This window comes from Dictyobacter aurantiacus, from assembly GCF_003967515.1.
Taxonomy (GTDB): domain Bacteria; phylum Chloroflexota; class Ktedonobacteria; order Ktedonobacterales; family Ktedonobacteraceae; genus Dictyobacter; species Dictyobacter aurantiacus.
This window is the reverse complement of sequence record NZ_BIFQ01000002.1, coordinates 447398-468300: the sequence shown is the minus strand read 5'-3', so window position 1 is coordinate 468300 and position 20903 is coordinate 447398. Positions and strand designations below refer to the sequence as shown.

The 20903-nt window shown below is 57.2% G+C and carries 19 protein-coding genes and 2 pseudogenes; 8 read left to right on the top strand and 13 right to left on the bottom strand.

What is annotated here, in order from left to right; genetic code table 11:
• The first annotated feature begins 112 nt into the window (after positions 1 to 112).
• Positions 113 to 2443 (top strand): FHA domain-containing protein, encoded by a 2331-nt coding sequence (locus tag KTT_RS26755; protein ID WP_235845885.1) that lies wholly within the window; start codon positions 113 to 115, stop codon positions 2441 to 2443.
• A gap of 111 nt (positions 2444 to 2554) precedes the next feature.
• Here the strand turns inward: KTT_RS26755 and KTT_RS26750 are convergent, their stop codons facing one another.
• Positions 2555 to 4564, bottom strand: a complete 2010-nt coding sequence (locus KTT_RS26750; RefSeq protein WP_160146158.1) for a protein kinase domain-containing protein — start codon at positions 4562 to 4564, stop codon at positions 2555 to 2557.
• A 107-nt stretch (positions 4565 to 4671) separates the two neighbouring features.
• Here KTT_RS26750 and KTT_RS36300 point away from each other — a divergent pair, with 107 nt between their 5' ends.
• Both KTT_RS36300 and KTT_RS26745 read left to right on the top strand, forming a co-directional pair.
• On the top strand, positions 4672 to 4815 hold the full coding sequence (locus tag KTT_RS36300) for a hypothetical protein (protein WP_160146157.1): 144 nt from the start codon (positions 4672 to 4674) through the stop codon (positions 4813 to 4815).
• Positions 4816 to 5149: 334 nt separating this feature from the next.
• Entirely contained in the window at positions 5150 to 6403 is a 1254-nt protein-coding gene (locus KTT_RS26745) for an MFS transporter (protein WP_160146156.1), read from the top strand.
• A 419-nt stretch (positions 6404 to 6822) separates the two neighbouring features.
• Here KTT_RS26745 and KTT_RS37945 read toward each other — a convergent pair.
• Both KTT_RS37945 and KTT_RS37940 read right to left on the bottom strand, forming a co-directional pair.
• Positions 6823 to 7200 (bottom strand): annotated as a pseudogene (locus KTT_RS37945) (Clp protease N-terminal domain-containing protein); the annotation flags it as partial.
• Between the two features lie 123 nt (positions 7201 to 7323).
• Positions 7324 to 7461: pseudogene (locus tag KTT_RS37940) on the bottom strand (helix-turn-helix domain-containing protein); the annotation flags it as partial.
• 449 nt (positions 7462 to 7910) lie between these two features.
• Between KTT_RS37940 and KTT_RS26735 the strand changes: the two are divergent.
• Positions 7911 to 8555: a hypothetical protein gene (locus tag KTT_RS26735; protein WP_126600571.1), complete on the top strand. Its 645-nt coding sequence runs from the start codon at positions 7911 to 7913 to the stop codon at positions 8553 to 8555.
• Here the strand turns inward: KTT_RS26735 and KTT_RS26730 are convergent.
• From KTT_RS26730 to KTT_RS26720, 3 genes are all read right to left on the bottom strand, one after another.
• Positions 8539 to 9558 (bottom strand): glycoside hydrolase family 113 protein, encoded by a 1020-nt coding sequence (locus tag KTT_RS26730; protein WP_162511830.1) that lies wholly within the window; start codon positions 9556 to 9558, stop codon positions 8539 to 8541. The two genes, KTT_RS26735 and KTT_RS26730, sit on opposite strands and share 17 nt — an antisense overlap.
• A 151-nt stretch (positions 9559 to 9709) precedes the next feature.
• Positions 9710 to 10339 (bottom strand): TetR/AcrR family transcriptional regulator, encoded by a 630-nt coding sequence (locus KTT_RS26725; RefSeq protein WP_126600567.1) that lies wholly within the window; start codon positions 10337 to 10339, stop codon positions 9710 to 9712.
• A 258-nt stretch (positions 10340 to 10597) separates the two neighbouring features.
• On the bottom strand, positions 10598 to 13081 hold the full coding sequence (locus KTT_RS26720) for a glycogen debranching N-terminal domain-containing protein (RefSeq protein WP_126600565.1): 2484 nt from the start codon (positions 13079 to 13081) through the stop codon (positions 10598 to 10600).
• Positions 13082 to 13489: 408 nt separating this feature from the next.
• On the opposite strand from KTT_RS26720, the gene KTT_RS36295 reads away from it, so the two are divergent.
• The gene (locus tag KTT_RS36295; RefSeq protein ID WP_160146155.1) at positions 13490 to 13657 is read left to right on the top strand and encodes an RNA polymerase sigma factor; all 168 of its coding nucleotides are present in this window, start codon (positions 13490 to 13492) and stop codon (positions 13655 to 13657) included.
• Between the two features lie 180 nt (positions 13658 to 13837).
• Here KTT_RS36295 and KTT_RS26715 read toward each other — a convergent pair whose 3' ends face one another.
• Positions 13838 to 14239, bottom strand: a complete 402-nt coding sequence (locus KTT_RS26715) for a hypothetical protein (protein WP_126600563.1) — start codon at positions 14237 to 14239, stop codon at positions 13838 to 13840.
• A 63-nt stretch (positions 14240 to 14302) separates the two neighbouring features.
• Positions 14303 to 14707, bottom strand: coding sequence for a hypothetical protein (locus tag KTT_RS26710; RefSeq protein WP_126600561.1), 405 nt, complete (start codon positions 14705 to 14707; stop codon positions 14303 to 14305).
• A 237-nt stretch (positions 14708 to 14944) separates the two neighbouring features.
• Here KTT_RS26710 and KTT_RS26705 point away from each other — a divergent pair, with 237 nt between their 5' ends.
• Complete coding sequence (locus KTT_RS26705) at positions 14945 to 15262, top strand: hypothetical protein (protein WP_126600559.1); 318 nt, start codon at positions 14945 to 14947, stop codon at positions 15260 to 15262.
• On the top strand, positions 15255 to 15608 hold the full coding sequence (locus KTT_RS26700; RefSeq protein ID WP_126600557.1) for an MmcQ/YjbR family DNA-binding protein: 354 nt from the start codon (positions 15255 to 15257) through the stop codon (positions 15606 to 15608). The genes KTT_RS26705 and KTT_RS26700 overlap by 8 nt, the downstream gene beginning before the upstream one ends.
• On the opposite strand, the gene KTT_RS26695 is transcribed toward KTT_RS26700, so the two are convergent.
• The 3 genes from KTT_RS26695 to KTT_RS26685 form a co-directional block, all read right to left on the bottom strand.
• Positions 15595 to 16248, bottom strand: coding sequence for a type 1 glutamine amidotransferase family protein (locus tag KTT_RS26695; protein ID WP_126600555.1), 654 nt, complete (start codon positions 16246 to 16248; stop codon positions 15595 to 15597). The genes KTT_RS26700 and KTT_RS26695 overlap by 14 nt on opposite strands.
• A 123-nt stretch (positions 16249 to 16371) precedes the next feature.
• Entirely contained in the window at positions 16372 to 17307 is a 936-nt protein-coding gene (locus KTT_RS26690) for a CPBP family intramembrane glutamic endopeptidase (protein WP_160146154.1), read from the bottom strand.
• A gap of 181 nt (positions 17308 to 17488) precedes the next feature.
• Positions 17489 to 18553 (bottom strand): RNA polymerase subunit sigma-70, encoded by a 1065-nt coding sequence (locus tag KTT_RS26685; RefSeq protein ID WP_126600551.1) that lies wholly within the window; start codon positions 18551 to 18553, stop codon positions 17489 to 17491.
• Between the two features lie 274 nt (positions 18554 to 18827).
• On the opposite strand from KTT_RS26685, the gene KTT_RS26680 reads away from it, so the two are divergent.
• On the top strand, positions 18828 to 19622 hold the full coding sequence (locus KTT_RS26680; protein WP_126600549.1) for an SDR family NAD(P)-dependent oxidoreductase: 795 nt from the start codon (positions 18828 to 18830) through the stop codon (positions 19620 to 19622).
• A 157-nt stretch (positions 19623 to 19779) separates the two neighbouring features.
• Here the strand turns inward: KTT_RS26680 and KTT_RS26675 are convergent, their stop codons facing one another.
• Together KTT_RS26675 and KTT_RS26670 are read right to left on the bottom strand one after the other, a co-directional pair.
• Positions 19780 to 20382, bottom strand: coding sequence for a hypothetical protein (locus tag KTT_RS26675; RefSeq protein ID WP_126600548.1), 603 nt, complete (start codon positions 20380 to 20382; stop codon positions 19780 to 19782).
• 194 nt (positions 20383 to 20576) lie between these two features.
• Positions 20577 to 20771: a hypothetical protein gene (locus tag KTT_RS26670; RefSeq protein ID WP_126600546.1), complete on the bottom strand. Its 195-nt coding sequence runs from the start codon at positions 20769 to 20771 to the stop codon at positions 20577 to 20579.
• Positions 20772 to 20903 lie beyond the last annotated feature (132 nt).

Below are 20903 nucleotides of genomic sequence, written 5' to 3'. Positions count from 1 at the left end.
CGTCGCTTATAAAGGCGATATTCTGATGTTTCTCTGCGGGTCTTGAATAGTTTTAGTGGTTCATTGATACATTCTCGCGAGCGAATAAGGCTCATGAGGAGGCTGCACTGGTATGGATGCTTTGAATGAAGTGATGCTCAATCCTGATTTTCTGGCGTTGGGTCTGGGTGGGACGAATATGATGTCTATGTTATGGACCGTCGCGATGGGGCGTCGCGCTGTGGGCGTTGAGATGCGAGGCGATCCTTTTCTGGGCGTGCACTGGAATATTCGTGAGGATTTCTATCATCAGCTTGGCCTGATCGATCAGCTGATGCTCGAACGCTATGGTGAGGAGGGCATTCCTCGCCGGGGCAATGGACATCTATTTCGGCTCGCTGAATGCTTCTACAGCCCGGATACGGTGGCCGGTGATATCGTCGCCGACGAGATTATCGATGGATTCGATGTAGACCAGCATATCGTGGGCACCATCCACAATGTTGAGTTTATCGATGATCGCTGGCGTGACGGCCTGCCGAACCGCGTGATTACCGTGCTGGACCCACCGAAGCCGCCGGACCACCCCGATCCAAAGAAGATTCGCAGCAGCATGATGGAGGTGCTCGATGGTCCCTCTACCTTTCAGGCCGAGGCCGCCTCGATCTTGAAATTGCTGCGTCGCTACCTGGAATTGATCGAGCAGCAGGATCTGGAGAACAAGCGTCCGCCTCGCGTGCAGTTGTTTACCCATCATCGCGTGCTCCCCAAAGACGGCTTTATGACTGAGCCCGATGGTCGGCTGCGCGTGCGCATCGAGGCTCTGCAGGAGTTTGATTTCAAGGGGCAGTTTGTGCGCGTGCGCGTGCCGGGCAGCGAGACGATCGATCTGGGTGTGCCCGAGCTGTTTATGATCGCGCAGGGCTTCAACAGCAGCGACGCCAGGCGACTGGGCTTTGAGCAGCACGACGTCAAGGTTGATCATAATGATGGACAGGGACCAGTGGTGGCGCAGGCGGACTTCCTGGCCGGCCTGGTCGAGGTTCTGGTCGGCGGACGCCTGCGCCGGCGCATCTCCTCGGCCTTCGACGAGGATGGCAAAGAATACTGGGTGCGGCAGATCGCTGTGGGCCACGAGAACGATCCCGAGGTAGGCTGGGTCCTGGTGCAGGTGCCAGACTTCAAGTCCTTTGATCCTATCGAGGCCGGCCTTGTGCCTCCTGAAACCGATCGTAATTCAGCCGAGTTCTTCGCCTCCTATCAACACCTGATCTACGATTACTATATCAAGCATGCGGCCGAAACTCTCGATATTCCCAGGCAGGAATTGATGAAGGTCCAGATGATCTATGGACCAGTCCTGTTCAGTCTCATCGAGCGCGTCGGCGACGATGCGCTGGTCGCTCCCAATGGCGTGGTTGCCGGTGATTCGTTCGGCAATGGTCACTTTCTGACCAGCGGCGGCGCCATGACGGGTATGATCGGGCACAGCGCCCGCGTGCTTGAGTACTGGCAGGCGCGCGACTCCGGCACCGCGACGGACCAGGCGATACGGCAGCTTGCCGAGCGTATCAAGGAGGACACCCACGCCTGGCTGCAAGTCAGCGCGACGGAATACAGCCAGTCGGCCCCCATCAACTTTGGCGCCGAGCGCATCGAACAGATCAACAAGGCCAGCGGCAGCGACGCCAGCGCGCGCGCCAGTTCAATCGACGCCGCCCGCCGCAAGCGCCACGAACTGCTGCCCCTCGATCCATCTAACTGGCGGCGCCTGTTCGTGCGCAACGGCCGCGTCCTCTCGGCACTGCCCGACCTGGAGCCCGATCATCCCCTGCAGCGTCCCGAGCGCGCCGCTACCCTGCTTACCATGCTCAAAACCATGCCTACCCGCCCCAACCCAGCCAGCGCCCCCGAGCAGCAAGTGACCGAGAGCGACCAGGCTCTGCTGGCATCAATCAACAACATCGAGCAGGAACTGCCGGAAGCGGAGCGAACCATGCTCAAGCTTACTCCTCGGTCCGATCAGGACGTATCGGAGGGCGAACGCACCATCATTCGCCCCAGGGTCCGCATCGGGACGGTCGCGTCGGAGAGCGCCAGGACCTATGCCTTTCTGGATATCCAGCAGGACGGACAGACCGTGCGGCGCATCCCTATCAGCAAGGACAAGGTGCTCGTCGGGCGTGTTGATCCCAGGCGGTTGAGCACCCCCGAGGTCGATCTCACTCCGTTTGATAACGCCAGCAGCGTCTCGCGCCAGCATGCGCGCATCCACGTGGAAGGAGAGCATTGCTACATCGAAGATCTTAACAGCCGCAACAAGACTCGGATCGGCGCAACGGCCCTGGACGCCAACCGGCGCGCCGAGCTCCACAACGGGGACAGCGTCAGCTTTGGCTCCGTCAAAGCTACCTTCCGCCTCCTCGGCACGAGCCGGCTCCCCGATCCGTGGTCGCCCGCGTGATCGCCCCCTGGGTTCGGACCTCGCGTCCGCAGGGAAAGATGGTATCGTTGGTGGAACGTGTGCGCCTGGGCACGCGGCCGCTTTGCGGCCAAGCCGGGGCAAGCCCGGCACCTACGGGTGGGGGTCACGGAGATGGGTGATGGTGGGATCGCCGCCGTTACTGATGGCGACGTTGCCTTGCTGGTTGGAGCTGATGGTGCAATACTCGATGGTGCCGCGTCCGTTGTCGCTGACGTTGATGCCGTGGCGCTGCGCGTCGTGGATACGGCAGAGGTAGAAATAGGGTGTGCTGCCGGTCGTGATCGAGATGTTGTCGAGGCCGCTGCCGGAGATCTCGCAGTCCTGGTAGGAGCCCTGCCCTTCCTGCAGGACCTCGATGCCGTATTGCTGGCTATCATGTAGATGGCAGCGCAGCAGCAGCGGATTGCTCAGCGTGCTGATCGTGGCGCCGGCGTAGCTGTGGTGATGGATCTCGCAGTCCTCAAACGTGCCGCGTCCCTGTTCATCTATGAGCAGACCATAGCGTTCGCTGCTGTATACCTGGCTGTGGCGCACAATCGGGTCGCCTCCCGTCGTGACATATATCCCGGCGCGGGGATGGTTGAAGATCTCGCAATATTCGATGCTGGCGCGCGCGTTTTGCTGCACTGTGATGCCGTAGCCGGCGCTGTTGTGGATGCGGCAGTAGCGAATGGTGGGCCGGGTATTGGCGCCGGTGATGGCGATGCAGGTAGAAGAGGAGGAGGTGATGTCGCAATCTTCCACGGAGAGCTCGCCCTGGCGGATGTGGAGCGCGTAGGCCGCTTTGCCCAGCGAGCCGGCGGGACAGCGAATGGTCAGCCCGCGCAGCGTGGCGGTTGTCGTCTGCATCACGACACCATGGGTGTTGCTGCTCTCCAGTATAATTTGATCGCGCGGCCCATTGCCGATAATCTCGACCGGCTTATCCAGGATAATGCTCTCTTTATAGAGTCCCGCGCGTACCAGGATGAAGCTGCCCGGCTGGGCTTGCTGTATGGCTTCACTCAGCGAGGTGTAGTCGCCGCCCTGTGGAGCCACCACCAGACTCGGTCGCGGCTCCTCGCTGGCCAGCATCCTGGTCTCATGACTGAGTATGGTCGTCGCCAGATCGGTCTGTACAGGCGTCGCGACAGGTTGAACGATGCGCCTGACGCTGGCGCTCTGCAGCATCTGCTGGACGTTCTGCAGTTCCTGCTTGACCACCTGGGTATCATGCGGACGCCGATCCTCTTTCATCTCAAGCATCTGCATCACCAGCTTCTCGATGGCCACGTTGGCCGGCTGCGAAGCGTCCAGGTCGAGCGGCTGTTGCAGAAATGGTGTCAGGCCTGGATAAATACCGGAGATCATCTGGTAGAGCGTGGCGCCCAGGCTATAGATATCTGAGCGAATCGTGGTCTGCATGCGCCCATACTGCTCGGGGGCGGCGTAGCCCGGCGTGCCCAGGTTCATGGTATCCTTTGTCTGCCCCGGCTTGAAGAAGCGCGCGATACCGAAATCGATCAGGTAGATCCGTCCATCGGCCGTCAGCATCACATTGTCGGGCTTCAGATCGCGGAAGATGATCGGCGGCTCATGGCTATGCAGATAGCCCAGCACCGTGCACAGCTGGATGCCCAGGTCCGCCACCTCCGGCAGTGGGAGACGGTTGCCGGGAGCCTGCTCCAGCCGCTTCTCCAGCGTCTCGCCCTCGATATAGTCCATCACCAGGTACCAGCGGCCATGCTCCTCAAAGTGATCATAGATGCGCGGCAGATTGGGGTGGGAGAGGTTTGCCAGCAGCGTCGCCTCGTTGCGAAAGGCTATGATGGCGTCCTTCGTCTCCTGCTCGTTGAGTCCCCGCATCCCCATCTCTTTTACCGCCCGTGGCGTATCGTTGAACAGCAGATCCGCCGCCTTGTAGATGGCTCCGAAGCCTCCCTGTCCCAGCTTTTGTAGAATATGATAGCGCTGCTTCAACTCATAGGCGGAAGTGAGCAGACCCGTAACCGTACCGGTAGTCGCGTACGAGATCTGCGGCTGCCCGCAGGCATAGCAGAACTTCGCATCTGGTCGATTCGTCGCCCCACAATTATCGCAAAAGCGCACAGATGAATTCATATATAACTTCGTTTCATTTAAAATTATAAATGAGTTTAATAACCCATTAAACATAACACGCCACAAAAATGATTGTCAATCTTTTTAAGCATCAAGATGCTTTGAGCATGAGCGCTTCCGCACGGGCGACCGCCTACGCGGCCGCACTGGTTTTTTATGCTGGAGCCTGGGGTGCGCATCCGCGCACCCCAGGCTCCAGCATAAACATGAGTTTTGAGCACGGCGATCGCCTGCAACGAAGGATGAGCTGATATGGTATACTGCTTAAGGCAGATATTTTCTTACCATGGAAAGGGGCACTGTTATGCTATTATTAATCCTCAACACAAAAAATAGGTGCATCCTTTCCTGATTGGATACGTTTCCAACGAGTTTAAACATCGTATTTCATTGACCTCTTCGCGTATCCCCACAGCTGGAAATCGGGCGTTTTTATTCTGACTCGATTTGTGATGCCCCAGCCCGGTCACTTGATGGCGTGCCTGCTCATAAGTGTTTTTCCACTGCATGCTTTTATGCAATGTGGCCGATCTATATATGTGCTTATCTATCTATTATCTATTCTATAAAGAAGGAACGAGCTTCGTGATAGAAAATCAAAATCAGTCTAATCTGCAAGAAGAGGCAATTGAGGCACGGACGTATCCACCGCTGTGGCGCAACCGCGATTATCTGTTGCTGTGGAGTGGCCAGGTGATTTCCGGGGTGGGCACGCAGGTGTCGCAGCTGGCTTTTCCGTTGTTGATTCTGGCGCTCACGCGTTCGCCGGCGCAGGCCGGCATCGCGGGCGCGCTACGCACTATCCCGTATCTGCTGCTCAGCCTTCCAGCGGGGGCGTTGCTGGATCGCTGGAATCGCAAGCTGGTGATGATCATCTGTGATCTCGGCCGCTTCTTGAGCATGGGGAGTATCCCGTTAGCCCTCTTTTTTGGTCATCTGACCATCGTGCAGCTCTACGTAGTCTCGCTGGTTGAAGGGGTGCTCTTTGTCTTCTTCGATCTGGCCGAGGTCTCCAGCCTGCCCCAGGTAGTTTCCAGGGAACAACTGCCGGCGGCCAGCGCGCAGAATATCGCTACCTTTAATATCGCCATGTTGCTCGGAGCGCCGCTGGGTGGTATTCTCTTTAGCATTGGTCGGGCCTTCCCATTCCTGGCTGATACCGTCTCCTATTTCTGTTCTGTGGTCTCATTGTTCTTTATTCGCACGCCGTTCCAGCAGGAACGCAGTAGCGACAGGCGTGCCTTGCTGCCGGAGGTCAGGGAGGGCCTGAAGTGGCTGTGGAAGCAGCGCTTTGTGCGCTCGCTGGCAGTGATCCTGTGTGGTCTTAATCTGATGACCAGCGGGATCGCCCTGGTCGTGATTGTGCTGGGACAACACGTGCACGCCTCGACGATAGACCTGGGTGTCCTGTTCGCTGTATCAGGTGTGGCCGGGGTGCTGGGATCGCTGCTGGCGCCGATCCTCTATCGCTACCTGAGCTTCTTCACGCTCACCACCGTCACCTTCTGGGCCCAGGTCGTCCTCACACCACTGCTCATCCTGGCTCCCAATCTGCTCGTGCTCGGGGCCATTATCGCGTTGCTCTTCTTCTTGACCCCCATCTTTGATGTCGTGCAGCGCGGCCGCCGCATGGCTTTGATCCCTGATGGCCTGCAGGCCCGCATCAACAGTGTCTATCGGATGATCGTATTTAGCGCCAACCCTATCAGCCTGGCCATGACTGGCTTCCTGCTGCAGAGCACCGGCACGACGGCGACTGTGCTGATCATGACGGGCGGCCTGGTACTGATCTCCCTTTTCGCCACCTTCAATCCCTACATCCGCCACGCCGACGCGTAACCAGCTTATGTTGCAGTTGTCTGGCAAAACTGGTGAAGTGTTTCAGTGTCCCTGAGAAGTCAGAAAACGGATGGAGTCACAAGAGGAGTATAATAGCATCCTTTTGTGGCTCTATCCGCACTTCACCGTCTTCAGGGTTTGTTTTGATCCTCCTCATCCTGCTCTGACTCTACTTCATCGCGGCCTGACTCTGTTTCATGGATCAGGGAGTGACCGCAGTTGAAGCAGTAGTGGAAGTAGCGGGGTGAGCGTGCTCCGCAGGAGGGACAGGAGAGTCCGGGCTCGTTTTCGGCGAGCAGCGTGGAGGCCTCTGGCGGTATGGACGGAATGACGACCGCTTCTTCTGGTTGTTTTTGCCCCAGCACCCGCAGCGTTTCTGTTCGTACCTGCTCCAGCTTGAGGTTGAAGTTGCCCTCTAAGACTTTGGCCGCCACTCCCTCACCTTCTCGCACAAGTCCCAGGAGTATGTGCTCGGTTCCAATATACTGATGATTGAGGCGCTTTGCTTCATCCATAGCGAGTTCAATTACCTTTTTTGCTCGTGGGGTCAGAAAAATTTCACCGATAACGATGCGCTCGCCTCGCCCAATGATCGCTTCAACGGCCTGCCGGACCTGTTCGGCCTCGATGCCCAGGTTTCTGAGCACCTCAGCGGCGATACCACCTTCTTCCCCTATCAGTCCCAGCAGCAGGTGCTCTGTGCCGATATAGTTGTGTCTAAAATGCTGCGCCTCCTTTTGCGCCAGCGTTAAAACGTGGCGTGCCCGTTTGGTGAAGCGCTCAAAGCGACCGGACAGCTCTGAGGGCGTGACGTGTTTTCCCTGAATAATTTTTCGCAGTACCTGAGTAAACTGATTGAGTGGATTGCTCGAACCGGTCCCGGTCTCCTTTTGCGCATGGGCAGTAATACGCTGCCGCTGCAGGTAATGCTGCAGATCGGACGGCGCGAACCGATAATCGGCGCCAATGCGATAGGCTGACAGCTCACCCTTGTTGACCAGACGACGGATCGTTACCGGATCGACGTGCAGAAGCTCCGCTATCTCCTCGGATGTCATAAACTGTTCCATCTGAACCCTTCCTTTTGTTCAATGTGATACCATCAATAACTGTGAAGAACTATGTATTACTATAAAGACTATATATTACTTTCAGCCAAAATGCAAGAGGAGCACTTCATCAGAGCATAACTCATTTTTGGCACAAGGCAAGGCAACAAGAAATACAAAACGCCCATACAGGGGCGTATCACGTTGGGGAGAGGTTTCGTATGATTTTCCCTTTTGCGAGGTTATCCACAGGGAGACCGCGTTTATACACACCTGCCTGCCATTTTTACACAATGCTTCCACATCTCTGCGCTAAAAGTTGTGGATAAACCTCTAGCGATCATACAGGCGATTCGGTTATACTTCTGTTGTAGAAGTTGTTCAAGTATACATCTCCACGTTTTCCAGTTATTTCATTGCTTACATCTATCACTTATATATCAGGAGGGAGAATCGCTATGCAGACCAGCATGAAGACGTCGGAGATCGCGCCGCAGAGCGCTCTGCGCCACCGCCGGATCGCGCCTATGACCGAAGAGGTACGCTTTGTACAGCCACGTGCATCGTTGACGCGCGCCGGGCAGGAGCCGCACACCACGGGTGGTCTTCCCGCCGGCACTGTCAACAAGTTGACTAAAACCAGGCAGCTTCCCCAGCCTCAGCCACGCGGGCTGATGAGCGACATGCACTGGTCGCTGCCCGCCGGGCTGGCTATGCTGGTGATGGTGCTCGTCTTCTGGCTGGGCCAGATGGCGATCAATTGGGGGATGACCACGTATGACGATATACGCTATGGTCGTCCGCGTACCGTGCAGGCCGACGCCTTCGTGGGACACGAGAGCGGCCAGGCGCCCAGCCATTTTATCGCCCTCAACGACCACGGACGCATCGAGATCATCGAATTTCCAGGTGGCGATCCCGCCCACTCGCGCATCTTCATGGGTCCCCAGATCTGGGGCAACAACGCCGACCTGGTCCCGATCAACATCAGCTTCGTACCATCGACCACCGATCCCAAACTGAAGGACATGCAGATCTCTTTCCAGAATACCCACATCCTTTTCCGCAACGAAAAGGGCACCTTCGTCATGCAGAACAATTAAAGAATGAGGCGAGCGCGGTGAACGCGGCTTTGGGTTCCCAGGGCATGTCGGGATAGGTGTCGCCGGGACGGCCCTCCAGGATCTTGACGATGCCCCAGCTGGCCATGTCGAGGTCCAGGCGGGGATCGCTGCGGTGCGGCCAGCCGTAACAGACGAAGGTGCACACGAAGGCGGCATCAACACCCTCGTCAGTGAAGATGCCCAGCAGCTCGCGCAGGTAGGTGGCCTGCACCTGCTCGTCGCGGATGTAGTCGCCGTTGAGCCGCACGGGTATGCCTCCCTCAAACACCATCATCTCGCCGCCGCCGCGAGCGCCGTTGTCGGCCGCGTCCCGATGAGTGGCGCAGCCGACTTCGGTGATGGCGATCGGCTTGCCCTGTGCGACCAGCGCACGGACGCTCTGCTGGAAGATGGCGGCGATCTCCTTCGAGCGGTGCAGGTCGACCGAGACGATGTCGAACAGCGTCCAGTCGACGCCCTCGAACGGGATGGAGGCGTAGGTAATCTTGCCGCCGAAGCGCTCGCGCACCACGCTGACGGCCTTGCTGAGAAAGTCGTTGATGCGTGTGGGCACCCCGGCCAGCAGCTCAGCTATCCCCGGCTCACGCCGCAGCAGAGGACCGGTTCGCTCCTCGAAGCTCTTGCCCGGCAGGAATCCGATGTTGAACAGGCTCAGCTCGGCTCCGGTGACGAACACAACCTCGGCTCCCTGGCAACGAATGCGCTCGGCGCGCTCCGCCCCATCGGCGAACAGTTTGAGCAGCTCCCCGGCGTCGAGCTGATAGAGGAATGGCGAGAACCAGACCTCCAGTCCCAGTTCAGCAGCGTAGCGCGCGGCGTATTCGAGCCGGTCCAGATCGTCTCCGAACAGGCGCACCGCGTTACAGTGCAGGTCATCACGGATAATCCGCAGCTCGCGCCGCACAAGTTCATGATCGAATGGCCGGCGCGTGACGCCGTCGGTACTGAATCCAGTATCGTAACCGATGCCCCTGACTCTCAGAGACCGTTTTTGTGACACGACTGATCCATCATTATTGTGCTTCATGCACGTTCCCTTTCATATATCTCTACCATAAAGGACAAAAGGACGTCAGGACATAAGGATCTATAAAGTAATACTCCTTTATGCCTTCAGATAAGCTGTTCTATAGCTATTTGGAGACTTTGTTCTCACCTGTTACGGGTAGAAGCAAGCGCAGAATGATCCGGGCGTCAGGAACATAGGCGCGGAACTGCTCTGGATCTCGCAAGGCCCAGCGGGTGAGCCCATCAAGACAGGCGCCCATTACCGCGACCAGTTGATCCGGGTCGCCCGGCGCAACCTCGCCGCTGGCCTGGCCCTCGACAATCAACTGCCTCATTGCCATCAACAGTGCTTGATAGCGCTTGCCGAGCAACTGGCGTACCTCCCTGGGCATCGCTCCCGTCTCAAGGGCGTGCTGAAGCAGTTGATGGGCCTCAAGCGGTTCGCGCTGCCCGCGTGCTCCCACGATACCTGAAATCAGCGCCGCAAGCCGCTCTCCTGGCGTCCCCGGCATCTCCACCAGTTTCTGGAACTCGGTGGGATCGTCTGGTATCGTTTGCTTGATCAGCTCAGAGAAGATAGCCTCCTTATCGGCGAAATAGCGATAGGCCAGTCCCAGGCTGATCTGAGCTTCCGCGGCGATATCCGTGATCGTCGCATCCATCCCCTTGCGAGCAAAGACGTTCCTGGCACTTTCCAGGATCTTTGCGCGCTGCGCTTCGCGGATACGACGATTGGCTTCTGGTGTTCGAGGCATGTCACCGTCCTTTTGGATGAATAAAACTTTCTTTCATTAAAAAATATAACTGTTCATCCCCCCTTTGTCAAGTAGGTTCGGCCCTTGCGGCCGATTTTCACGCGACGACACCCATAGGTTCGGCCCTTGCGGCCGATTGTTCCTTTCCAGATGAAAATGCACATCGCATATGCGATATGCATTTTCGTGGCCCTCGCATTTGGTGAACGTTGATATGCGTGGAGGAGAAATCGGCCGCGAGGGCCGAACCTGCGGACGTTACCGCGAGAGGGGACCTCGCCTCAGAGGGCGATCATTGCTCTTGCTGCGACCGAAGGCATCTACACGGCCCCAGCGTCCGGGAATGTTGAAGATCATCAGTTCCTGCAGATCCTCGGGCAGGTATGGGTTGACGAGCAGATGATCGTCAATCGGCTCAAGACCAAGGATGGTGCGCAGCAGCAGCAGCGGTGCCGCCGTGGCCCAGGCCTGTGGGCTACATGCCGTCGGATACTCGACCGGGTAGTCGGTCATGGAGCGTTCATAGCCGGCGAAGGCCTCGGGCAATCTATAGTTGAAGTAGGTGGCCGCTTGCAGGATGCCCATGGCGATCTGATTGGCCTCCTTCTTGTAGCCATTGCGTGCCAGCCCATAGGCGATGAGCGAGTTGTCGTGGGGCCAGATGGTGCCGTTGTGGTAGCCGATGGGATTGTAGCCGCCGTCGCCCTCAGCCATGGTGCGTACGCCCCAGCCGGAGAAGAGACGGTGCCCCATCAAGTGACGGACACAGGACTCGATTTTGTCGTCTTCGACGATGCCGCTCCACAGCAGGTGGCCGATGTTTGAGGTCAGGGAGTCCACCTTGCGTCCCTGGCCGTCGATGGCCAGCGCGAAGTAGCCTTTGTCTTCGAGCCAGAAGTCGCGGTTGAAGCGCTCCTTCAGCTCGTTCGCCTCGCGTTCCAGCTTCGCGGCGAAGGTGGGATCGCCCCAGAAGTCGCGTGCCAGGCGGGCGCAGCGCTTCTTGGCGTCATAGACGTAGCCCTGGATCTCGCACAGTGTGCGCGGGAGACGTGAGTTGGTGCCGTCGGCGAAAAGGATAGAGTTCCACGAGTCCTTCCAGCACTGATTGACCATGCCTGTTTTTTTGTTGCGGCGGTTGTACTCGACGTAGCCATCGCCATTGAGGTCTCCATAGGTATCGATCCAATCCAGGGCAGCGCGGGCATTGTGCTCCAGCTGCATGACCAGTTCTGTATTGCCGGTCCAGCGCTCGACTTCGTCCAACAGGATCAGGAAGAGGGGAGTGGCATCGGCAGAGCCATAGTAGGGTGAGTGGGGCCGCTCCTCAAAGGCGGTCATCTCTCCGAAGCGGGACTCGTGGATGATCTTGCCCGGCTCCTCGTCGCGGAAGTCATCGACGTAGCAGCCCTGGCGATAGGCCAGGTTGCGCAGCGTCGTTATGGCCAACTCGGGAGCGAATGGCAGCGCCTGAAAACTGGTGATCAGGCTATCGCGGCCGAAGACGGCCATGAACCAGGGCAGACCGGCCGCTGGCAGGGCCTGCCCCGGCAGCGATTTGAGGTAGAAGCGCAGCGAGGCCAGGTCGACCATGCTCTGCCGGTAGATGCGATCCAGCTCGGGCCATTCGCAGCGCAGATCGGGGGCCACCGCCAGCCAGTCGTCGAGATCGCGTCTCATTTCCGCCCGTGCGTCACCCTCCATCGGGACCGTATGTTCCTCGATGCCCGCCTTCGCCACCACAACATCTATCTCCGCCGTCCAGCTCTCATGCGGCTCGATATGCACCTCGAAGCTAATGGCATCGGAGGTGATCCTGCAGGGTTGGTTGCAGGTAATCCAGGCCTCGCGCACAAACGACTCGCGCTGATAGCGCAGGATCAGGCGGTGCTCCTCAATCTGATGGGAATAGCTCCCTTTTTTCTGCAGCGCATCTTTGATCTCAAAGATATCAGCGAAGTCGGCGCCCACCTCGATACGCACATTCAGGTCCACCGGCCTGTTGGAGTGGCTGAGGATGCGCAACTGCTCGTGGAAGCCATGGCCGATCGTACGCGTGCGAATGACCGAGAGCGCCGCGTCGACATAGACGGTCCCCGTCGTTGGCGCCAGGAAGAAGCTCATCGAGTGATACTGCATATCATCGGTCGCCAGTCCGCGCGGAAAGACACCGTTGATCGTCAGACGCCAGCGCGATAGGAAGCGTGTATCGGTACTAAACAGGCCCTGCGTATTGGTTGGCGATGCGTCGATGTCGCCGCGTGCATCGCTAACAACGAACGTAGAACCGCTGATCATGCTGACCGTTTGCGTGGTCGTAGGGGGAGATTTTTCATCATACGCGGGAATGGGTGGCGTAACGGGATCCGACTCCTCCTCGAACTGTTCCTCGTCCGGGTTCAGGTCCTGCTCGATTGAAGCCGGGGGAGGAAAGAGCCGCTGCACCGCAAATAACAGCGCCACGCTGCCTTTGCAGGTGAAAAGCTGGCGCATATATGCGGTCAGAAGGTTATATTTGCCTGTCGCCACCAGGTCGAAGTTCGTCACGTCTCCCATGATCACGGCGTCCACCTTATCCGTGCTCTCGCTGAGCGTCAGTTGTCCATCATCTATCGTCAGGTAGCGGCTACCGAAGCCATCAATATCGAAGTGGCATGTGCCTTTGATACCACGTAGCCATTCATTACTACCCATGTTCGCTATCTGCTCGAAGAAATCGGCTGTATTCGAAGCCATCTCTATCATCTGTCTCGTATCTCTTCTTTCTAAGGATCTTCTGGTATGTAATTGCAGGCAGCGGTAGTCTGCTTTGAATACTACACGTTATAACCCGCTGTTTCGTTCTTCCCCTTACCCTTTTTTCTCTCAGAAGCCAGTTGTATGTAGGTGCATGGGAGGCGCGAATGTGCCTCCCATGCACCTACATACAAAACCAGTACGGCCGCGCAGGCGGACGCCCGTGCGGGGGTGCTCACGTACCCCAGTATGACCCATTGGGATATGCCAGTCTGCCAGATGGGGATAGCCGATGTATGTTGCGGGCAGCTATTTTAAACACCTGTAAGATTATCGGTTGCTCATGCGGTGTGGTAGATAAGAAATAATTATGCTGAGGTAATTATGTATCTCTACGATAAGGATGCGAGTGCTGGAATGGATGCGCTGTATGAGCAACACGCAGGCGCCATCTTTGACTATCTGCGTCAGCGTACGCCAACGCGGCAGGATGCCGAGGATATCCTGCTGGACGTGTTTACGGCGGCCAAAAACACGAACCGCCCACCCCATAAGGAACGTAAACGAACCGCCCAACCCCCATAAGAAACGTAATCGTAGGGACCTTCAACGGTTGTCCGGGCCGCGAGCGACAGCGACCGCGGCCCCCCGTACTCCCACGATATCGCTTCCCATGGCATTCACGCCCGCCCACGTGGCTCCTGTACGTGAATGCACCACATAAAGAACCCAAAATTGCGCGTTCCTTATCAGATGAGCGCCCATTTATTGGTTGATCTGGCGCAGGAATTTCTTGCGCCCCACCCCCATGCGACCTTTGATGCTCTCCGGCATGCGTCCACCAAGGAACGAGATCGCCTTCCCCTCATCATCAATCACAAAATAGCCTTCGCCGTTTGTTATCCAGCCCCGTTTGATCATCCGTGTAGTAAGCGTGACGGGGATCATCCTTATCAGTGTACGTAGAAGTAGCGGAAACGTCACAGTGGTGCGCGGCTCAACCAGCAGGTTGAACAGACGCGGCCCTCGTGATATTACCAACGTATAGAATATATGCGCTCGACTTATCCCAAAGCCGATATTGTCGCCGCCCTCCTGCGTGCGCGGCCAATAAGCGGTGATCAAGAGCGGTCGCGGCACTGCGCTGGATCTGAGTTCCTCGTCCATCAGAAAACCTTCCTTCTGTCACTATCTTCTTCTCAATCTCTTTCTCTGCATGTGTTACACCGGTTAGCTGGCCTCTGCCAGAAATTGCTTTCGGTTGACGCCCAGGCGCCACTTGAGAAAAGGAGGGAACCACTTTCGCAGAAATACCCTGGCTTTCCCCTGCTCATCCAGAATGTAGAAGCCGGTACGCCTGCCCGCTGGAATGAAGAGTAGAGTGATGATAAGTGGAAGCGACAGCACAAACCTCATCCCCTGGTAGAAGGTGGGTTGCGTCTGTGAGAAAATGAGCGGTTGCAGCCGTGGACGAATAAACCATTCCATCAGAATTGATTGCGGGATCATCAATAGTTCATAGAACAGATAGTTGCGTGAAATGCCGAAGCCGATATGCTCCTCGCCCGCCCCTCGGCGCGGCCAGTAGCTCAGGATAAGGATCTCCGCGGCATTCACCGCCTTTTGCTTGCGCATGATATTACCCCTTCCATTCGCTTATTAATATATTGCATTACTTAATAAGGACGCCGAAAACCGCTCTATCCCCAATTATTACGACATTCGTATCCCTTTCCGCTTTCCTTTACTTGTGACAGAATAAATGTCTATGAGCGCCCAATACCTCTACCTGCGGAATCGAATGAGGTTCAGCCAAGCAGGAGGTGATGGTGTAGAAACAATAGCGCTCGATACGAGAGAGGCTAATAGGCCATGTTTATTTTCTATTCCATTCATTATCCCTTACCCGAAAAGGAGGCTCTGCTGGTTCAGAGCATGCACGAGTTCGGAGAGTTTATGAAGCAACAGCCGGGGATTATTTTTCAGGCCCCTTATCCCTTCAAGGACCCTGAAAAGGGAACGCTCATGGGCGTTTCCATCTGGGAATCGCGGGAGGCTTTCCTGGCTGCTCTTCCCGCTTTGCAGAGCGCTCGGAGCGATAGTCCCTCGAAGGAGTGGGAAGCTAAACCAACCGAGACCTATATGCTTGATTCCGCCGCTTCATATGAAGGGATGACGCGGCATGGATGAAGCATTGATTGCGCGTCTGCGCACGATCTGCCTGGCTCTGCCGGAGGCGACAGAGGGAGGTGGCGTGGGGAACCCGACCTTTCGGGTGCGCGACAAGATTTTCGCCATGCAGCATCCTGTGGATGGTCGCATGACGGTCTGGTGCAAGGCGCCGGCGGGGGCGCAGCAGGCGCTGGTCGGCTCCGATCCCGAACACTTCTTTGTGCCGCCCTATGTCGGCCACCATGGCTGGATCGGCCTCTGGTTCGACGTTGAACTCGACTGGGAGCTGATCAGCGGCCTTGTCACCGATAGCTACCGCATGACCGCTCCCAAGCGCCTGCTGGCCCGGCTCACCCCACCGTAGGTGCCGGGCTTGCCCCGGCTTCGTCGCAAAGCGACTGCAGCTCAAAGAAGTATTTGGGATCATTGGTTTTGTAGAGCCCGTACCAGGCTTCCAGCACCTGGTCGCTATAGATCTCTAGCTTTCTGGCGATCTGGTAGGCAAAGTCCAGTGGCGCGGTCCCGCTGGCGGTAATCAGGTTGCCATCGGTGACGGCCGGTTGATGTTGAAAGTGGGCGGCACCTTTATAGCCGATGGCCTCCAGTTCGCCGGGCCAGTTGCCGGTGTGTGGTCTGTCGTCCAGCATGCCAGCCAGAGCCAGCCCGGCGGTCGCCCCGCAGATGGCCGCGACCGGTACACCATGGGCCAGGAGCTCTCTGGCCTTATCGCTCGCCTGCTTATGGCGACCCTCGCCCCAGCCCGAACCGCCAGGCAGGATCAGCATGGCGCTGTACGCTGCATCAAGCTCAGCCATGGTCATATCTGGCAGGATCGTCAGACCACCGGTCGTCTTTACCGGTTCCTGATCGAGGCCAACGGTCTTCACCTCGTAGCGTCCCGGCTGTTGTTGAAAGGCGGGATTGTTGATGGCGGCAACGGCGTACATCGGTTCCCAATCCGAGAGCGTATCAAACACAAAAAGATGAACGGTCTGCTTGTCCATGCTGCCTGCTCCTTTTATGCGTTATTTTCTGCTGTTTTCAAATTCTAAGAGCAGTGTAGCACGTAAAGCGGTCGTTATCATTCCGGATAACGGCCGCTTTGTTCGTGTGGCCGATTAATGGTTTTATGGCTTGTTCGGAGCCGGACGGAGCTGGTTCGTGAAGAGGAGCCAGCCGATAAAGATGAGCCAGGGGATGAGCCCGACGACGCCCAGCGGAGCTCCTATGTAGGGGTTGCCCGCCGTCATGGCGTAGCCGGCGATGGCGCCCGCGAAGGCGTTGATGGCGGCGTGCGCCAATACGCAGGGCCAGATGCTGCCGGTGCGTACGCGCAGCCAGGTGAGCAGAAAGCTGTAGGGGATGGTCGAGAGCAGGAAGAAGAAGACGCCCAGCGCGGGATAGAGCCCCCCGAACTCGTAGCCGTCCAGCACGATCAGTGGCGCGTGCCAGAAGCCCCAGATGACTCCGATCAGCAGGGCCGCCCGTATGTTGCCCAGTGGCATCAAGCGGGGCAGCAGGTAGCCGCGCCAGCCGAACTCCTCACCAAATGTCGCCACCATGGTAATGGGCAGTTTGACCGTCAGGGACGACAGGATGATTAACCAGCCCAGTGTAGCGGGCGCTATCGGTGCCCGGCTGTTCTTTGGCGCCAGCTTCAGCAACTGACCCGCCTTCTCGGCTAGCGCCCATTGTTGCAGGTGCAGCAGGTAGGCCAGGGCGAAGCCGATCGCCAGCAGAACCATCGGCAGCAGGTAGGCGGCGACATAGAACAGCCATGTGCGCCGATCCCCTTTATACTCGCGACCACGCAGACGCAGCCCCGCATTGCCGAAGCCCTCGTGGCGCAGCAGACGCACCAGCAGGGCCGCCAGCGCCGGACCAAACATGCCCAGGTCGGCGCGCGCAATAAACGGTACGCCCACCAGCCTCAACAGGATAAACATGCTCCATGAAATCAAAAACGCCAGCAGCAGGTACCAGCCGGTCCCCCTCCAATCAACGGTTGCCTTCTTCCCCGGCGCGGCAGCCGGTAGCGCATCTATATGGCTACCCGTTTCCATAATACATACCTCTAGAGGGTGAATAGAGATGACCCGCCCTTGATTGATCCAATGCATCAAGGCGGAACTCTCACTATGATAGGCACAGGTATTGTTATACACTTACTATAACAATACCTGTGCCTATCATAATGGTTAACCTTTATTTATGTCAAGATGTTAATGGATTGGGATCGTGTCTTTAGTGGGGGAGTTGAGATGGGAAGCCGAAGGAAGCAGCCAGATCCGGATCAAGGAACGCTGTCACAGAGGCGATCTGCCATCCATCGCCAGGCGTTCCAGCCAGGGCGATGACTTGCAGCGCGAACGCTTGATAGGACCCTGTCGCTTCGTTAGCTCGATATACGACAAAGGCAGGCTGCCCATTGGCGTGTGTTGGCGATAAACGCCAGCGGTTCCGTACCCCGGCGGGGAATAAGACGGCAAGGAGCACGCGGCGAATCGCGTCTCGTCCCTGATACCACGAAGGGACCGGGGGCATGGAGAGGGTCGCATCTTCTTTGAGCAAAGCCACCAGACCATCCACATCATCGCTCTCCCACATCTTGAGGTAGCGCGCAAGCAAAGTGTTGATGGCGGCATTCGTGCCGTCAAACTGCATCCTCTCAGGTTGCTCAAGCTGATAGTTTTTCTCAAGCGCTACCCTGGCGCGGTGCAGGGCGCTATTGACCGCTCCTACCGAGATCTCTAGCAGGTGTGCGATCTCGGCGGCACGCCAGTCCAGCACATCCGAGAGCAGCAAGATAGCCCGCTGACGAGGTGGGAGTATCTGAAGAGCAGTGAGAAAAGCCAGGGAAATGCTCTCGTGCCTGCTATAGCGCGCCTCCGGGTCTTCGCTCGCCTCAACGAGCCAGCTGTCAGGGAAAGGCTCAAGCCAGAGTACTTCAGAGTTTTTTGGCGCCACCGGTTTCATTGCATCCGACGCGGGAGCGGTCACGGTTGGAAGCGTACGCGGTGAGCGTTTCTTGAGCATATCCAGGCTGGTATTGGTGGCAATCGTATACAGCCAGCGACGCAGCGACCCTGGATCGCTCTCTGTGAAGGTGTCAAAATGCCGCCACGCTCGCAACATAGCATCTTGCACCGCATCCTCGGCATCATACAATGAACCCAGGAGACGATAACAGTGCAGCAGCAATTCGCGGCGATACGGCTCGATCACGAGGCTGCTCGCGGATCGATCAGCGCTGGGAGTGTTGTTGATGCGATCTGTTTTGCCCTGTTTCGCTTTTTCCCTGGACTCCATGCCTCTTGCTGCCGCCCCTTTCTTCTCACAAGTCGCGCCCACGTCATTGGTGCTGCTCGATTAGCTCAACCGTATTCTACCATGCGAGCAGGCTCTTGGCCACTGCCAACAACTGCTGGGACCAGCTATCAGGTGGTCCTCAAAAATTGTTCCACGAGATGCGAACAGTTTTGCTCTTTGCGACAGTTTAGTAAGTGTCTATGTACCGAAAGGTGATTCGACACGATGGATGAAAGGTCTCCTCAACAGGAGGATACACATCAGGAGGATTGTGATGCTACTTGAAAAGAAGAATGCCATTATCTATGGAGCAGGTGGAGCTGTCGGCGGCGCCATTGCCCGCGCCTTCGCCCGTGAAGGGGCCAGAGTCTTTCTTACCGGTCGGACGCGGGCGTCTCTCGACGCAGTCGCCGAGGAGATTGCCGCCGAGGGCGGCGAGGTCGAGACTGCTCAGGTGGATGCGCTCGATGAGCAAGCGATCGAAACGCATGCCGACGCAGTGGTCCGAGCAGCGGGGGGCATTGATATCTCCGTCAACGCCATCAGGGTGGCCGAGCCAGGCATTTACGGCATCCCGGTCGTCGAACTGTCACCCGAGCGTTTCACCCTCCCGGTGACAGCCTATCTGAGCTCTCACTTCTTGACCACGCGGGCAGCGGCACGGCGCATGATCGAAACAAGGTCAGGCGTGATCGTCACCATCACCGGTATGCCTGCCCGAGCCGCTACTCCCGGCGCGGGAGGCGTGGCAGTCGCCTGGGCAGGTATCGAAGCGCTTACCCGAGGGCTGGCGGCCGAATTGGGACCTCTGGGTATCCGAGCCGTCTGCTTACGCTCGAATTCTATCCCTGAGACGACCGTGATTCGCGAGGGGTACAACGCTCGCGCCAGGGCCACAGGTCAGACCCCTGAGCAAATACAGGCCGTCGCGGAAGCAACGGTCCCGCTTAAACGCCTGCCGACCCTGGCGGATCTGGCGAACGTGGCGACCTTCATGGCTTCCGATCAGGCCAGGGCAATGACGGCAACCGTCGCCAACCTGTCCGGTGGCCTGCTCGCCGACTCGTAGGTTCGGCCCATGCGGCCGATTTTCCCTCGCCAGGCGAGCCCGTTACCCGGAGATTCGGCCCTTGCGGCCGATCTCCCCTCGCCAGGCGAGCCCGTTACCCGGAGATTCGGCCCTTGCGGCCGATCTCCCCTCGCGCGCCGCTCATTAAGGTCATGGTTCAAGCCATGCGAACCACCGAACGCGGACCACGGATAAAACGGGTTCCATTCCAGGTAAATGTATCGGTCACTTGCTGATCTCCACAAGCAAAACACTCTCCAGGCAGCCAGCCCTTCGATACAACAGTGACGAGCTTTCCAGACACCTTGATCGATTGCACCCGAAGCCCAAATCCATGGGAGCCGTCGGTGCCATCCTGATCATTGAGCAGGGTGGTGATACGCCGGGGATGAGCAGGATCTGAGGCTCCATCAAACACTTCAAGATGGTCAGGCCAACTCTCAGTGGACCCAACACAAGCGACGGCCACAAATGCCTCTGGTTTCCCATCACCAGTTACATCGGCCAACTGTTTTGCGTCAACCTGTATCCCATGTGGATCGCCTGAAGAAACTGGAGCCGGGCAGCCAAGCTCTTTTCCAGGAATAATGTTTGCCCAGTCTGTCTTTTGGAGTGATGGAACCGATAAAGGAGGGGTTGTCTTGACAGACGTACTGCCAGGCTGCGTAGCCGCAGTTGCATTCCCGCACGCGACCAGCATAGTCATCAGCGCAAGCGCAACGAACGAGCTCATAAGTGATAATTGGCGATATTGTTTCATAGCGCTTTCCTACCTTTTAATTTATTATTTATATATATTTACTTATATGTGTGCAATTATATTGATCAAAGTAACTTATGAATATGAGCTATTTCACAATTTAAAATATAAAATGTATCTTTACATGCGACAAAAGTGGCACAATGATCTGATGGGGGGCTCACTACCCCCACTTTCTCTGTGGTGGCGTGGAATTATATTTTGGTGCGTAGCCATGTGACGGCCTGCTCGAATTTGTCGCAGCCGCTGAAGCGTTGGATGTCGCCCTCGTGGTTGTTGATTAGCAGGGTATCGTTCGTATGTTCATCCGAGGCGGTGATCAGCTTTATCTTATAGCCGAGTTCGGACGCCAGCATATTCATCAGGAGTACGGCCAGACCTCTTCGCATTGTGCCCTCTTTTCCGCGTTGTCTCATTGCTTATGGTTAAGATTATACATAGTTTTGCTTGTAGTATTTCAATTTGTGGATGGGCAGGGTGAAAAGAGGACTTTTGGTTAGTCCGCGCCAGGCGGCGCGGCC